The following is a 15,272-nucleotide window of genomic DNA, read 5'->3' as shown; positions in this document are numbered from 1 at the left end:
TTATCAAAATTACAGCAAAAAAATCATGCTGTCTGTGTGACATCATCATATCGGGAGCAATCAGAAATAAGAAGACGGCACTTTAAAGTTCCATAGTCACCAAAAAGTGACTTTTCCTAAATCACAGGGACGAGGGAAGTAAAAAAAATCAAACAGCAAACAGCCCTGCATTCGAAAATGCAGGGCTGTTTAGGGAAGTACGGAAACATTAACAGCTATTCTTCAAGTGTTCATTTTGGAGATGCTGCTCTCCCCAGTCACATAAGACATCCATGGTCGATTTTAACGATCGTCCATAGTCCGTTAACTCATATTCGACCTTAGGTGGAGCTTGGTGATAGAGGACCCGTCGAATGACACCGTCCTGTTCTAATTCTCTTAATTGCTGGACCAGCATTTTTTGAGAGACATTCGGCATGAGACGTTTTAACTCACTCGTCCGGTACTTATCTTTAAACAAGTGGCACAAGATGACGACTTTCCATTTCCCGCCGATTACTTTTAAAGCAGCTTCGACAGGGATGCTAAATTTACTCAACACGATAACTCCTTCATCCATAAAATTAAAATACAAAGACTGATTCCTTCGTTAAAAGAATTACCAAAACGAAATATAGCATAAGTTGTACTTTATTCAAAAGAAGTGAACTCGTATGACTATATCAACTAGTACTGAGCATTACTCGTGTTGTAAAGCAGGACGTTAGCAAAATATCCAATGTAGTTTTTCTTAGACGTAGCTGTACGTGATTTTATTTTGTTGCCTCTGCTTCATACTTCTCTAAAAATTCATCAACAGAGACCTTTTCATTTACTTCACTCGTTGATTTACTCGAGGAAATGGTGTGAGATGATCCTTTTAAATCATCTGGACTTGATTGGATTTCAAGCACTAATGTATCACCTAAACCCGTTTCAAGCCCACTTTCGAAGTTAAAAGTTCGTGTTACATAAGCTTCAGCATAATTTCGTTGATTTTCAGAGTACACTTTTACGTTAGAAATCTTATAACTAAATGAATGTAGCTGTTGTTTATCCACTTTTGTACTAGATAGAAAAATTAATACAGCCTCGTCGCGTGAAGATAATCTTGATTGATTGGTGTGTGCTAACGGCGTATTATTTAAAAAATCCGCTTTTTGTTGCTCCAGGACTTTCGTGAAAAAAGTGAAGGCTTGCTTCTTTGAAATCGTGCTTTCAGATTTTTCCTGTGAAATATTAGAAGTCGCTATTGCGTTACTGATCAAAAAACCAGAAGATAGAAGTACACCTAAAGAGAGTGATAATAAAATAGTTTTCTTCAATATCAAAACCTCTTTCTGTTGTATGGATAATGTTACTATATAACAAAAAAAGCCAATAAAGGAAAGGTTGAAAAAGATGGGTAAATCGAATTCTAAGAAAAAGAACAGAAAGAAAATAGTCCTGATCTGTTTCGGAACGCTAGCCATCATCGTACTACTCATGCCGATCCTATCACCGGTTCTGTTTACGGATGCTTCGCCGAGAGGTGCTCTAAGACACGAACTTTATAAAGAAGGCTATTTCTATCAAAGTTACTTTGCAATCATTACGGAACAAGATCCACAAGCGGAGCGCTACCATATGTTTTGGTACCATTGGAAAAGTGAAACAGGCGGAACTCCTTTTGTCTGTTATTCGAAGAAGGTGAGTGAAGAAAAGTATGCGGTCTCTTGTGGTACAGGTCCATGACCTGATTTTTCGGATAAGAATCTTACATAAGAAAAGTGAATACATCATGCGAAATAGGAGTGCAGGCTGGTGCGATGGATGCGTACATAGTTTTGCACTCCTTTTGTAAAAAAGAAGATATAAAAGAAAAAATCATACATAGAAAATTTTTCAATGAAACTTATTAAAGGGAAATATCGTAATTAATAGTTGTATAATAACTTCATGAAATAAACATATTCAAAGAATACATATGTCGGAGGAGACGTCGATGGTGGTACCGTTTCTTGGTCTTGGTGTCGGGATATTCTTGTTGACGTTAGGCATCTATTTCATCCGCTCGAAGCATGCGAAAAAGACACCGTTAGAAGGACATGGGGATAGCGTCGACACGGTGGATTCATTCGTACTCAGTATCATTCTGTCAATTGGTGTCATCTTATTTTGTTCGTTGACCGTCAGACATTATGGTTACGTCTGTGTCTTAGGTGGACTGTTCATACTATACGTGGTCAGCGCAGCATGGTGAGACCTATAAGAATGTAGAAGGTAAGATAAAGGGAGCACAAATCATGATTCAATTAGTAAAACAAATCGGCGATCGTGTGCATCACATCGTCTTTCACCAAGAGGGGCGCACCTTATTCTGCCGGGAAGGGGTTGCCCGAAAAGAGCAGGCAATCGATAGCGAGGATATGGTGGAAAGGAATGAAGAGTCCGCAACGAAGCGGATTGTTTTCAAAAATCCGTTCCTCGCGTATCGTCAGAAAAAAACGTGGGTCCGTGAAAAGTTAGACGATGGATACATCCGGTCACCTTTTGCTCTGTCTGAAGCGATGGATTTTCGAGCCGACCGACGCATCATAAAGTTGCGTATTTTTAGCGCTTTATTGATCTTGTTCAGTGGATTACTGACGCTGACAGGTAGCTTACCGATTCCAGGATACATAACACTCGTCGTTCTGATGATTTTCTGGCCGATGCATCTCGAAGGGAAATCTGCACGTGCTCGCATGTATCGCTGGTCAGGAGCACTTTTCATGTTCGCGTTAGCGGGCTCATCAAAAAACTATCTATCACCAATCAATCTCTCGATTAACGGAGCGGTCTGTCTCATCTCAGGATTCATTCTCCTGTTGTATGCGTCAGAGCAATTACAGGAACTTGTGACGAAAGGAATAACATATCATGACGAATCAACAAACGAAGGTGATTGAACTCAAGCGCGACAATGGTCAAGCGACCGACTACTGGGTCAGTTACCGGATGGGGCGCACGCTGTATCAGGTATCCGTGCAAGAGCAAGCGGATGGTCAAACGGATGAAGGGGAGGTCGTCAAAGAACGTTTTCCGTTTTATTTCGGGATGACGAAACGAATGCTTGAGTTAGCGGAAGCGAAAGAAGCACTTGGTTTTCGACCGTTGACTGAAGCGGAGAAAGCAGCGCCCGTCATCGAGGAAGAGGAAGCGCAGCTCGATCCTGCTTTCTTTAAGCCTGCGATCCGATACGCTTGGTTGATGCTCGGTCTCGGCATTATGCTCTTCTTTCTTCCTTCGCCGATCCTGAACGGACTCGCGTTCGGACTCGGCTTATACGTCTGGTATGAGACGTTCGGACAGCCAGGAATACCGCGCAGCTATCAACGATATTTCCACGGGATGCTCGCGGGATTGACGATCTTACAGGTGCTATCAGCGTTAGAGTTCGAGCGCGTCGCGCAACCGTACTGTGCAACGATTTGTGTGATTTCTGCGATCGTACTAGTGCTGCTCGTCGTTCAGCACCGTTTGAAAGAGACCGATCAAATCGGTCAGGAGGAAAGTATTCGGGTTAGGAAAATGAAGGACTATTCTGATTTGGATCTTTAAAAACTCATTCACTCAACTTTCGGAAGACTGGAAGAGTCTGTATTGCTTTGAAATATAGGTATCACTCGCATTCAATCAGCCTATTGAAAAGGAGAGTAAATCATGGAGGTACAATGGAACGATAAGACTATCCTTGAACTCATACTCATCGTCTGGGTGATCGGTGCCATCATCATCATCGTGAGTCAGGCGCGGAGTAAGAAAAGTTTGAAATCTAGCTTGATTAGCGGAACGATCATCAATCTTCTTTATACGACAGGCATTTCATTACTGTGGTTTTACACGATTGCTGTCGATGGGATCAGTCAGGTATTAGTCGTCTATTTCTTCGTCGGCATCTTTACAATCCTTGAGTTTCTGTTCGTGATCGTTCTGTTGATCGTCAAACGCAAAAAAACAACTGTTTCTTGAGGAGTGTAATTTCAGTATTTCAACGTTTGTTTTGAGAATCATCCGAAATTCAAGCGGACGATAAAGGGATTAGAGGCGAAATAGTGTTGGATCGGAACAAATCAAAGAAGGAATCGTTTTATGTACGACGCAAGGACATCATCTACATAGTAGTAAACGTGCTTTTTCGTAAAGTCTCTATTTACGAAAAAGCATTTTTTTAAGGATTTAGTTAAATTAAATTGAACTTAGTGTTTTACATTTTTCTTCCAGTCCTTTACGCTACAATAAAGTTCAATTAAATTTAACTATCGAAGAGGAGGAAGGCGATTGAATAAGCAATTATTTCTCTTGCTACTTGGTAGAATTCTGATGAACATATCAGACAGCTTTTATATGATTGCCATCGTTTGGTTCGTCAAGACGACGACGAATTCGCCATTCCTGGTCGGATTAACGAGTACGATTGCTGTGTTACCTGTGACGCTTCAATTTTTGTACGGTCCGATCATTGATCGCTATTCGAAAAAGAAAATCCTCTTTTTCTCAGGCGTCGGGCAAGCCGTTTTGGTCGGAATCATCACCTTGCTTTATTTTAACGAGACGCTCTGGATTCCATTACTGCTCGTTATTCTGTTTTTAGCGTTAACATTAGCGGAAATCTCGTATCCCACCGAAAATACACTCATCGAGCGACTGGCATCAAATGATCAGTTGACGAAAGTCAATTCAGTGTTCGCCTTTTCTTATCAAACGCTTGATTTGATTGCGGATGCGTTAGCAGGTATCGTGATTTTGTTTGTCGGCGTCGGAATCGTATTCGCTGCGAATAGTATCGTATTGCTAGGGATCGGGTTCTTATTTTTGTTAGTTCTCAAAGTCCCATCTTCGAAAAAAGAAAAACCCATTTCCTTACGAAACTTTTGGCAACAGTATAAGCGAGACTTCAATGAAGGATTTTATGTTGTCAAGCAACAGAAGAAATTACTGACCATCATATATGGCATCATCGGGATGAATTTTCTTGCGACGATGGGACTTGCGGTGTTACCAATCATTTCTGAGACATCAGCAGAGTACGGGTTTTGGTTAGCAGCAATTTCACTTGGAACGATGATCGGAACATTGCTATCAAGTCGTTTGGAGACGTTTGCTCTTAATCGTGTCATGCCGATTGCAGCGCTCCTATCCGGTCTGTTTTGGATTGGTGCGTTTTTAGTAAATGATGCTGGGGTGCTTCCCATCGTTTTATTTGGAATCGCTTGGATTGGAATCGGTGTGAACAGCATATATCTGTATACGCTCATCCAAGTCAATCTTCCGTCGGACTATTTAGGAACAGGTTTTTCGTTTCTCTCTTCACTGTTAGGGTCGTTAAGTCCACTTGGATATTTTGCGGGAGGCATTTTCGGAGAATGGTCTTCTAGTACAGCAATCTTATTGATCTCTAGTATCGGCTATTTTGGCTTTGCCGGCTATTTCTTAATTCTAGAGCGTTAACGATACCTGTCAATACTAAATTCGAGAAGACTGCTGAAGAGAGAATAAAGGTCAATCAACATCTGTGAAACATTTTAGTTTACATAATTAAGTAGGAGAAGGAACGCATCTTCTTCTACTTTTTTTGTAATTATGCAATCGATTGCATTCGTATGCTCACTTAACATCCAGGAAAAGGAATCATATTTCTTGCAAAAAACTAGTTTTTATTTCACACGATTTATGCAAAAATAGAACACAACAAACTGCGAGAATTTTTAGAAAAGTGAATGACTAGACTATTCAACCTTTTGAGTAGAAGAGAGAAGTCATCGTTTTTCGAATTCTAAATAACTTATTTTTTGTAAGCCTGGAGGGGAACGTATGAAATTGTTGAAGATGTGGAACCAAATCAGTTTAGTGAAACAAATCGCGATTGGCTTGATCGTAGGGATTATTTTAGCCGTCACGATTCCTGAAGTAGCGAGTTCTTTGACCATCTTTGGAACATTATTTGTTTCCTCACTAAAGGCAGTCGCGCCGATTTTGGTCTTTTTCCTAGTTATGGCTTCGATTGTGCAACACAAAAAAGGTCAGCAAACGAACATGAAATCCATCGTCTTCTTATATCTACTCGGTACATTCTTAGCGGGTGCGATTGCGGTCGTCGTCAGTTTCTTGTTCCCAGTGACGATTACACTGACAGAAGGCGCAGAGAAGCTGTCAGCTCCTGGAAACGCCATCGAAGTCCTTAAGAAACTTGTCTTGAACATGGTCGACAACCCCGTTAATGCGCTCATTCAAGCGAACTACATCGGAATTCTGACATGGGCGATCGTCTTAGGACTCGCATTAAAAAATGCTTCCGACACGACAAAAACGTTCATCTCGAATTTCTCAGATGGTATCGCTAAGATGGTCGGCTGGATCATCAAACTGGCACCCCTCGGAATCATGGGTCTCGTCATCGGTTCAGTCACAGAGAATGGACTTGGTTCTCTCGGTAAGTATGTAGGGTTATTGGGCGTGTTGATTGGTACGATGCTTATCGTCGCACTCATTGTTAATCCATTGATCGTATTCATCAACGTCCGTCAAAATCCATATCCGCTCGTCTTTAAATGTCTACGTGAAAGTGGCATCACGGCATTCTTCACACGTAGTTCGGCAGCGAACATCCCAGTCAACATGGAATTGTGTAAGAAGCTCGGTCTCGATAAAGAGACATACGGCATCTCGATTCCGCTCGGTGCCACGATCAACATGGGTGGGGCGGCGATTACGATTACGGTTCTGACACTTGCTGCCGTCAATACGCTCGGGATTCAAGTCGATATTCCGACAGCCATCATCTTGAGTGTACTCGCTGCGGTCTGTGCATGTGGAGCGTCAGGTGTCGCTGGCGGATCACTTCTCTTGATTCCACTTGCATGTAGCTTATTCGGAATTCCGAACGATGTCGCGATGCAAGTCGTTGCCGTCGGTTTCATCATTGGGGTATTGCAAGATTCATTTGAAACAGGACTTAACTCTTCGACAGATGTCCTGTTCACAGCGACAGCTGATTACAGAAAACGTCTGAAAGAAGGCGAACAGCTGTCAATCAATCGTCAGTCGATGAATGAAGCTGTGTCTGAAAAGGTCGTCAACGGCTGATCAGCCTCTCTATTATCATGATCTAAATAAGAAAAGGCATCCTTAGCTGAGGATGCCTTTTCTTATAGACAAATTAACCTTCTCCTAAAGCAACGTACTTTTTTAATTTCCCGTTGAAGCTGACTAGCAAAATCTCATTTCTTTCTTTAGTAGAGTATAGAGCGGTACCCTTAGTGAGTTTCGTAGCAGTCCCATTATCAAAATCGTCTCTATCCGAACTTCTTCTTTTAATTTCTCCAACTTTTTTATTCTGAGTGACTTCGGTTTTCTCTGCCCATGCTACATCTGATTTGTAGATCGTATCATTGAATTGAAAAATGTCTGCTTTAGAATCTTCACTCAATACTTCGGATGCCGTCGGTTTTTCACTAGTACTTTGCATTATCTCTTCATTATTACAACCAACTAATATCCATACAGCCATAATTGAGAAAGCGCAAGATAAAACGACTTTTTTCATAACATAACCTCTTTCTCATTTTTATATGTTATTCCATGTCGATATCTGTTAACGTCAACTGTTCTTCATGGTTGCCATCCCATTGAACAGTGGTTTCCTTTAGTCTAGCAAATTCGTATATCTGTTCTACTCAGGATTCTACAAGAAAAGGGAATCTGTTTTCAGGATATCCAGCGTCCGATCTGCTCACCCATCTTGACGCGACGTTCAATGCCTGGTGAAATTTCGACGGTGTCCGGTGGCAAGACGAGGATGACGGTCGAACCAAACGAGAAGTAGCCGAACTCTGCACCACGCTCCAGCAGGCGTCCTTGATGTGTCTGAACGATCGTATTGACGTTCAGTGCACCGACCATGACGTGCTCGATCGCGCGGTGATCGACTTGCAGACGCGTCACCCGACGATAGTTGCGTGTCAGCGGACGTTTGCTGAATCGTAGCCCCATGTCATTGACGGGTGCCGATTCTCGCCCCAGTGTATAACTCGTCGTGATTTCACCCGTGACTGGCGAGTGGACACGGTGATAGTCGGTCGGACTCAAATAGAAAATCAAGGCGACACCGTTCGCGTAATCCTGGGCGCGTTCACTCGAGCCGATCAGCTCAGCAACGTTATAGTCCTGTCCTTTGATCGTAAACCGACTATCTTGCGTTAACGCCGGGACGATGGAGAGGACGGCGTCACTCGGACTGACGAAGGCATCCGGCGTGGTTGCGATGGGTCGCATACCGGGACGTAACTCGCGTACGAAACAATCGTGCAGCGACGTGAACGAATCGACGGACTTCAGCGCTTGATCCGTCTGAATGTGATAGGTGCGAATGAAAGGTCGGATGAGTAGTTTACTAAAGCGACTCATTGCAAACCGTTTTAGTGTGTTCGCAACAACGGGACGAGCATTTAAGTGGACAATCGTATCAAAGATGGCTTTCTTCATGAGGTAAAACTCCTTTAATGTGTAATCTACCTCTTAGAATACGGTCGAATTCTGTTGATAGACGGAGTCGCTTTCTTAAGTTTGTCTTAAGAAAAACACGTACCGAAGATGCGGCACGTGTCAGAACGTCATGATTTTCGAGTCAACAAATAGAGTAGAGGTCCGAACGCACCAATTGCGAGGGTGATGATTGCCCAAAGCGGAAAACTTCGTCCGGTACGACGTGTATCATGACGGAGCCAAACGATGATGAAGAGAGCGCAGAGAATCAGGTCGACGAAAATCTGGAGCGTCGCCGTGTTTTGTGTCGCTTCCGCAAAGATGCCAAGTACCCCAAAGTCAATCATCGAAAACGCAGTTAAAACAGCGAAAGCGATCGTAATGACGAGCAATAAAGGTTTCGGGATGGTGTCTACAAATGAAGCTTGAGATTCTTTCATGAAGGATCCTCCTTATAAATGTAGTGTTTACTACAAATAAATGTAGCATGTACTACAATCGAACGTCAATCGAGGATAGGTAGAAGGAAAGTTATTACCCTGATCCGTCAAATAACGAAATGTGATGCTGTTAAATTTGGTATAATACGGAAAAAGGAACGTTGGATGACGAGAAGGGACGGAGCGAACATATGAAGGTAAAGCGATTGCGAATGATCTTCGCTTGTAGTGCGGCTGTAGCCGTATTGATGAGTGGAGCGAGTGTCGAAAGTGGAAGCAGTCTTGTCGAGGCAAAAGTGGTTCAGACGAAAAAAGCATTCGATTATAAAAAATACCGTGCCGATCAATTAAAGGTCATCACGAAGTACGGCAATATCTTATCGGATCTTAGCTCCAAATCCCCAATCAAAATTCCTTCTTATTATCAAAATGAAGCGTATCGGACTGCGGTCGAGCAGTATAATCCGAAAGTAGAAAAATACGATTCAGATAACGTGAAGGAGTCAAGAAAAATCAGAGCGATGCGAGTCGATCTAAAAGCAGTCGATACATCGTCTGAGAAAAAAGCGTTCGATAAACGAATGGTCGCAATGAAAAAAGAAGTCAAACGACTCGTCAAGGTCGAGCAGGCATTAGCGAAGGAAAGCAAACCACTCTATCAAGAAGTCATGGATTACGAGCGACAGCAAATGGAAGCGTTCGTCGCCCAATATGGACCGATTGATCCAGCATTGACGTTGATTAAGTCACTTCCATACGTACAAGAACTCGAGCGAAAACTGATCAAGAAAAAAATCAGTAAGCAAGACCGGATCGAGCGCGTAGATCGTGCAGCTGAAGCGATGGTACGAGAACGTGAGACGTCGAGTGAGCGCGTCGGACCGGAGCGTGGGAAAATGACGATCTTGATTTATGAGAATAAATTCGAGGAAGCAGCAGCTGTCTTTGAAGAAGCGAAACAGCTGACGAAAGACGAGAACGTCCGATTGGATCTTGCTTTTAAGAAGATCATCAATCGCTTTTTAAAATGAAGCATCCTTCGTGGATGCTTTTTTGCGTAGTGCCCGTTTCTTAAAATCGAGTATGATGGAAAGGGAAGGAGTCGATCGGATATGGATAAGTTTGAACAGAAGCGACAGGATTATACGCATCACATCGCAAAAGCGACGTTAGCATCAAGCATCAAGGAGATGAGTCTGAAGAAGATGGCGACCGCTGCAGGGACGAGTGACCGGATGCTGATGCATTATTTCAAGGATAAACAAGACATCGAGACCGCGGTGTTGACTGCAATCAGCCAAGAACTGATTGATTTACTGCAGCAACCAGATTTAAAACTCGAGTTCACGGCATTCGTCCGTTTTCTACGACAAGCAATCGATGAGCCACGAATCAAGCCATATCTGAATCTCTGGTTCGAGATCACCCATCTCGCAACGAGTCAGGGAGAACCGTATACGTCGATCACGCGGACGATCGGGGAATCGTTCGACGATTGGATTAAACAGATCTACGTGCCAACAGAGTGGGAAGATGTCGAACAGCAAACTGCGTTGCTCTTCGTCTTCACGGAAGGACTCGTCGTTTTGAATAAGATTGGTTTACAAGACCGGATGGATGCGGCGGTTGAAGCGATGGTAGCGATGTATCCATCATGAAGATAGGTGAATAATTAGCAGAAAACATGATTCTGAAGTCATAGAATCGTGTTTTTTTGTTTCTTCAGCGCTTAACAGGATAGCAATATCATACAAGAAATGATGTTTTCTCTGTGCTATAGTGCAAGCAGAAGAAATGATGAGGTGAGAAAATGAACAAAGAATATCGAGAAATTCGGTGGGATTCGGATTTACAAATAGAAGCATATCGTTTTGCGGGCATCATGCAGAAGTTTCCGAATCACTTTCACGACTATTATGTGATCGGATTCATCGAGAAAGGAAAGCGTCGATTGTTTTGTAAAAATCAAGAGTACACGGTATTGCCTAGTCAGCTATTATTGTTCAATCCAGGTGACCAACATGGCTGCGAGGCTGTCAACGGTGAAGCACTTGACTACCGGTGTTTGAACATCAAACGTGAGGTTTTTGAAAGAATTGTACTAGAAGTAACAGGACAACAGGTAATGCCTCATTTTGCGTCATCTGTCGTCATGGATGAACGAATCACGCGTGACTTAAGCGAAATCCACCAATTAATCATGGAAGGAGCGTCAACGTTAGAAAAAGAAGAGCGCTTTTATTGGTGGATGAAACAATTGCTTGAACAACAAGCGACGGCATTACAAGGCTCCGTCGAAACTGTTCAGCATCACCGGATTGAAACGGTGTGTCAGTACATGAGCGATCATCTAACGGAGAAGTTGACGCTCGAACAGTTGGCACAGCTCGTTCATGTCAGTAAATACACGTTACTTCGATCATTTACGGAGACGATTGGGATTGCCCCGTACAGTTATTTACAAGCCCTTCGAGTTGCTGAAGCAAAAAAGCGACTGGAGGAAGGCGAACGACCGAGTGCCGTCGCAGTCGCCACAGGTTTTGTGGATCAAAGTCATCTGAACAAATTGTTCACGGAATTGATTGGGTTTACACCCGGAAAATATCGAACAAGCGTAATGTGAGTCATCAGAAGGAAGGCGAGAATATCATGAAGAAATCAGCAGAACAGGTCCGATTTGCAGCGTCATTAAAATCAATTGCCCGAAATCAATCAATTAAACAGTATATTCAAACGAATCCACTCCTGTCCGAGGTCGTCTCAAGAGGCGCGAAACGTTTTGTTGCCGGCGAAACACGACAGGATGGACTGAAGCGTGCAACTGATTATCTTCAGCAACATCACCGGATCTCACTGGAGTTCATTGGTGAGAATACGATGTCGAAACAAGAATGTATCACTGCAAAAGAAGAATTAAAGCAGTTGATCGTTGAAATGGGAGAAATCACCGAAGAGGGAACGGTCTCGTTCGATCTGTCACACATCGGTATGATGATCGATGAAGATTTCACCTATGACCAGTTGAATGAGCTAGCGGAAGTAGCAAAAGAACGACAGGTCACGTTGATGATCAGTATGGAAGAATCGGAGAAAACGGATCGAATCCTGTCTCTCTATGAGCGTGTCGTAAAGGTTTATGCAAATGTCGGCATCACGTTACAAGTACATCTACATCGTTCAGAAATGGATTTACAGCGGTTATTGCGTCTAAATGGTCGGATACGTCTAGTCAAAGGTGCCTATCAAGAGCCGGAAGCGCGTTATTTGCAACGATCAGAAACCTTGAATGCACGCTACATCGAATTCGTTGAGACTTGCGTCAAGGCGCGTCACGAACTTTCGATTGCGACCCATGATGAACAATTACTCCAAGCACTCGGAGAAAAAGGATTACTTCAGGCTGATCGAGTAGAAATTGAAATGTTGGATGGTGTACAAAAAAATCTACTAGATGCCTATCAACAGAGTGGGTGTCAGACTCGTGTTTACATTACTTATGGGACTGAGTGGTATCTCTACGTCGTTCACCGAATCGCTGAACATCCTGAAAATGTGTATACGTTGATTGCTGATATGGTTGAAAGAAAATAAGATATTTATCAGTTTATTCTTTTTATTTCGACCCAGACTTGATAATAGATTTCTTCATCGAGGTGAACCGTTGCCGACCGTACGCGATAGTCTGGGTTTTCCGCCAGATAAAAAGCAAGAATCGTCGCAACTTTAAAGTCAGGGGTGCAATATCCGGTGATTGAACGACCATGAATCTCATTCGTGATCGAGTCTGCCCAAACTTCGGCTTCACGAAATGTCTCGAACTGAATCATCTCTTCCTTCCAACGAATCGACATTTTCATGTCCTCCTCTACTGTAGTTAATGTTAGTATATGGAAGAAATAGTGTGTTACTCAAGGGGGAACGTCAGACATGAGTCGTTTTGGAATACATCGGGAAGAAATCAATCCGCCGCTCGGTGCCGCCTTCATCGGTTATCACCGAGAAGTCGGTGTCGCAAGCATACACGATCCGCTATATGTCACAGCGAGCATCTTCGAGAGTGAGCAGACGACATCGGTTTTTGTCAGCATCGATAACATCGGTTTGCTCGTCGCAGATACCAATACCATCCGTGAAGGCATCGCGGACTGGCTAGACGTCTCAAAGAAACAGATCACGGTCGTTTACACGCATACACATTCAGGTCCAGCGACAGCGGGAAACGAACCGTTGACCGTCGCCTACAAAACGATCTTGACGCAACAAGCGATCGTATCTGCCGTCAAAGCAAGCGAAGCGATGCAGTCGGTCGAAATGGGTTGGGATGTGACGCAGGGGAAACTCGGCGTCAATCGACGGGAGAAAATAAATGGTCACGCGATGATGGGGACGGATCCGCTTGGGGTGACGGATGACCGAATCGGGACACTATTGGTTCGCCGTGCCGATGATGCGTGTCTCATCGGAGCCTTCGTTTTCTGTACAGCGCATCCGAACGTCTTGAAATCAGACAGTGTCGTCTTATCCGGTGATTATCCGGGTGTCGCTCGAACGATACTCGAACAGGCAATCGGCTGTCCAGTCGTGATCGTCCAGGGGGCGACGGGAAACGTCAATGCGAAATATCGTGGTGACCTAGCAAGTCTGCAGAAGATGGCATTTGCTCTAAGTGGACACGTCTTAACGACGATTCCAGACGTATCGTTTCAACCATTAACGTACCACCGGATTCAGTCTGTGATTTATCCGATGCGCTTAACAGAAGTACCAACGATGAACCAATTACAAGACATGGCGGATTACGCTGAACTGACTTGGGGCGTCAGTGCAGCACGATGGTTGGCGTACGTTCAAGAGCAATCGGGAACAACACTCACCATCCCGGTCGAAGTTCAATTGTTTGAACTAAATGATGGTTCGTTCTCAGGCATCCCGATGGAGCCGTTCTGTGAGACAGCGCTACAGATAAAGCGATTCCGTCAAACTGAACTCGCATTCTTTGGAGGATATACGAACGGTTATATTGGTTATTTGCCGACAGCGGAAGAACATCCGTATGGTGGGTACGAGGTGGCAATCAATCCCGTCGTCTACGGTCCAGTGACGGGGCTTTGGATGCCACCTGTACCGGAAACAGCAAACGAAATCGTGCATCGTATCCGACAACTCTATGAAACGAACAACAACCCGGTTTCTCTCGTCTGAGAGACCGGGTTGTTGTGATTACGATTTGATTTTTTTGATGATCCAAAATAAAGCGAAAACAAATCCGCATGTTAGGAAGATGAATAAAAAGAGCAGAATAAGTAAGTTAGACATTTGTAGCATCAAAGACCTCCGTGAATATGTATAGCTGGATTTTCGAACTTTCGAATAATAATAGAGTAGCATAGTAATTAACATTATATAGGGAAATGACTTATTGTTTTTGATATTTCTTAAAGGATCTACTTAATATATGAACGAATAGTTATTTTATTCCATTTTGAAAAAGAGAGGGATATCATGATCATCAAAAGATTTATTTTTAGTGCTATCATCACTTATTTATTTCTTAGTTTGCTTTTATCTTTCAGCATCGGATATACGATCGATTGGATTCCGGAAGCAACGTTAGCTCGAAAGATTAAAGGATACGCTTTTGAAGGGTTCACTCGTTTTAGTGTTATAAAGCTTTTAATTGTTGCAGGTGTAAGTATTTTGTACAGTTTACTCTACCTAAAACCAAAATCACCGAGTTCTACAAAGCGTTGATTTCCTTTATTTTGAAACTTTTCTTTGTTTGATTACGTTTATTAGGTATAATCGGTCTACTAAAAGGAGAGAGTATGATGAGAAAGAGAATCGGCGCAATTGCTCTAGTGAGCGGCATGCTGATACTCGGAGGTTGTGGAACAGCCGCAACACAAACCGATGTATTTGATCAACAATGTACATATCTAGGGGATAACAGTAACGTACGAGACATCGTCCAACAGCTACCTCATGGCAATCAGTTAAAGAAGATAGAACTGTCGACGAAGGATAAACCGTATCAACTCACATTACGTTATGCTGGATACGAAGAAGGACAGGTTGAACAAAAAAGCAATCATACGGCAATCTACAATGCAACAGCACTGTTCACATTGATTCCGAATGTCGACCACGTCAACATGACGATCGAAGATGCTTCGTATCACTTTACGAAACAACAGCTTCGCGATTGGTATGGAAAAGACTTTACGGCGTACGATAATGAGAAAGCACTGAAGGTGTTTACGAAGCCTTTTATCGAAGATGAATTGAAAGTAAAAGAAATACTGAATTGAAAAGAAAAAGTGGAAGTAGATGAATTTTCATCACTTCCAC

General features: G+C 43.1%; 19 protein-coding genes. 13 read left to right on the top strand and 6 right to left on the bottom strand.

All coding sequences use genetic code 11. The features are described 5' to 3' along the window. Positions 1-208 precede the first annotated feature (208 nt). Complete coding sequence (locus tag AYO36_RS07435) at positions 209-538, bottom strand: winged helix-turn-helix transcriptional regulator (RefSeq protein ID WP_064300010.1); 330 nt, start codon at positions 536-538, stop codon at positions 209-211. 214 nt (positions 539-752) lie between these two features. Then, positions 753-1,304: a hypothetical protein gene (locus AYO36_RS07430; RefSeq protein ID WP_064300009.1), complete on the bottom strand. Its 552-nt coding sequence runs from the start codon at positions 1,302-1,304 to the stop codon at positions 753-755. Positions 1,305-1,380: 76 nt separating this feature from the next. On the opposite strand from AYO36_RS07430, the gene AYO36_RS07425 reads away from it, so the two are divergent. The 7 genes from AYO36_RS07425 to sstT all read left to right on the top strand — a co-directional run bounded on the left by AYO36_RS07425 (position 1,381) and on the right by sstT (position 7,086). Beyond that, positions 1,381-1,713, top strand: coding sequence for a hypothetical protein (locus AYO36_RS07425; protein ID WP_023468073.1), 333 nt, complete (start codon positions 1,381-1,383; stop codon positions 1,711-1,713). A gap of 250 nt (positions 1,714-1,963) precedes the next feature. Beyond that, entirely contained in the window at positions 1,964-2,221 is a 258-nt protein-coding gene (locus tag AYO36_RS07420) for a hypothetical protein (protein ID WP_050677743.1), read from the top strand. Between the two features lie 43 nt (positions 2,222-2,264). Then, positions 2,265-2,909, top strand: a complete 645-nt coding sequence (locus AYO36_RS07415; RefSeq protein WP_064300008.1) for a hypothetical protein — start codon at positions 2,265-2,267, stop codon at positions 2,907-2,909. Beyond that, entirely contained in the window at positions 2,881-3,561 is a 681-nt protein-coding gene (locus AYO36_RS07410; RefSeq protein ID WP_064300007.1) for a hypothetical protein, read from the top strand. The genes AYO36_RS07415 and AYO36_RS07410 overlap by 29 nt, the downstream gene beginning before the upstream one ends. Before the next feature lie 102 nt (positions 3,562-3,663). Further along, a complete protein-coding gene (locus AYO36_RS07405; RefSeq protein WP_064300006.1) occupies positions 3,664-3,972 on the top strand; it encodes a hypothetical protein in 309 nt (102 codons plus the stop codon). A gap of 309 nt (positions 3,973-4,281) precedes the next feature. Next, positions 4,282-5,451, top strand: coding sequence for an MFS transporter (locus AYO36_RS07400; protein ID WP_064300005.1), 1,170 nt, complete (start codon positions 4,282-4,284; stop codon positions 5,449-5,451). Between the two features lie 363 nt (positions 5,452-5,814). Then, positions 5,815-7,086 (top strand): serine/threonine transporter SstT, encoded by a 1,272-nt coding sequence (gene sstT / locus AYO36_RS07395; protein WP_064300004.1) that lies wholly within the window; start codon positions 5,815-5,817, stop codon positions 7,084-7,086. Between the two features lie 73 nt (positions 7,087-7,159). Here the strand turns inward: sstT and AYO36_RS07390 are convergent, their stop codons facing one another. From AYO36_RS07390 to AYO36_RS07380, 3 genes are all read right to left on the bottom strand, one after another. Then, a complete protein-coding gene (locus tag AYO36_RS07390; RefSeq protein ID WP_064300003.1) occupies positions 7,160-7,546 on the bottom strand; it encodes a hypothetical protein in 387 nt (128 codons plus the stop codon). 161 nt (positions 7,547-7,707) lie between these two features. Further along, the gene (locus AYO36_RS07385) at positions 7,708-8,484 is read right to left on the bottom strand and encodes a phosphatidylserine decarboxylase (protein WP_064300002.1); all 777 of its coding nucleotides are present in this window, start codon (positions 8,482-8,484) and stop codon (positions 7,708-7,710) included. 128 nt (positions 8,485-8,612) lie between these two features. Next, positions 8,613-8,924, bottom strand: a complete 312-nt coding sequence (locus tag AYO36_RS07380) for a DUF2834 domain-containing protein (protein WP_064300001.1) — start codon at positions 8,922-8,924, stop codon at positions 8,613-8,615. A gap of 191 nt (positions 8,925-9,115) precedes the next feature. On the opposite strand from AYO36_RS07380, the gene AYO36_RS07375 reads away from it, so the two are divergent. The 4 genes from AYO36_RS07375 to AYO36_RS07360 all read left to right on the top strand — a co-directional run bounded on the left by AYO36_RS07375 (position 9,116) and on the right by AYO36_RS07360 (position 12,515). After that, positions 9,116-9,955, top strand: coding sequence for a hypothetical protein (locus tag AYO36_RS07375; protein WP_064300000.1), 840 nt, complete (start codon positions 9,116-9,118; stop codon positions 9,953-9,955). Positions 9,956-10,036: 81 nt separating this feature from the next. Then, positions 10,037-10,582: a TetR/AcrR family transcriptional regulator gene (locus AYO36_RS07370; RefSeq protein ID WP_064299999.1), complete on the top strand. Its 546-nt coding sequence runs from the start codon at positions 10,037-10,039 to the stop codon at positions 10,580-10,582. A 152-nt stretch (positions 10,583-10,734) separates the two neighbouring features. Next, on the top strand, positions 10,735-11,547 hold the full coding sequence (locus AYO36_RS07365; RefSeq protein WP_064299998.1) for an AraC family ligand binding domain-containing protein: 813 nt from the start codon (positions 10,735-10,737) through the stop codon (positions 11,545-11,547). 26 nt (positions 11,548-11,573) lie between these two features. Next, a complete protein-coding gene (locus AYO36_RS07360) occupies positions 11,574-12,515 on the top strand; it encodes a proline dehydrogenase family protein (RefSeq protein ID WP_064299997.1) in 942 nt (313 codons plus the stop codon). Positions 12,516-12,523: 8 nt separating this feature from the next. Here AYO36_RS07360 and AYO36_RS07355 read toward each other — a convergent pair whose 3' ends face one another. Beyond that, the gene (locus tag AYO36_RS07355; RefSeq protein ID WP_369815317.1) at positions 12,524-12,775 is read right to left on the bottom strand and encodes a hypothetical protein; all 252 of its coding nucleotides are present in this window, start codon (positions 12,773-12,775) and stop codon (positions 12,524-12,526) included. A 76-nt stretch (positions 12,776-12,851) separates the two neighbouring features. Here AYO36_RS07355 and AYO36_RS07350 point away from each other — a divergent pair, with 76 nt between their 5' ends. Both AYO36_RS07350 and AYO36_RS07340 read left to right on the top strand, forming a co-directional pair. After that, a complete protein-coding gene (locus AYO36_RS07350) occupies positions 12,852-14,126 on the top strand; it encodes a hypothetical protein (protein ID WP_064299996.1) in 1,275 nt (424 codons plus the stop codon). A 626-nt stretch (positions 14,127-14,752) separates the two neighbouring features. Then, positions 14,753-15,232, top strand: a complete 480-nt coding sequence (locus AYO36_RS07340) for a DUF4825 domain-containing protein (RefSeq protein ID WP_064299994.1) — start codon at positions 14,753-14,755, stop codon at positions 15,230-15,232. Positions 15,233-15,272 lie beyond the last annotated feature (40 nt).

Origin of the sequence: Exiguobacterium sp. KKBO11, assembly GCF_001644945.1 — a bacterium.
GTDB classification, from domain to species: Bacteria; Bacillota; Bacilli; order Exiguobacteriales; family Exiguobacteriaceae; genus Exiguobacterium_A; species Exiguobacterium_A abrahamii.
This window is presented reverse-complemented; position numbering and strand designations above follow the sequence as displayed.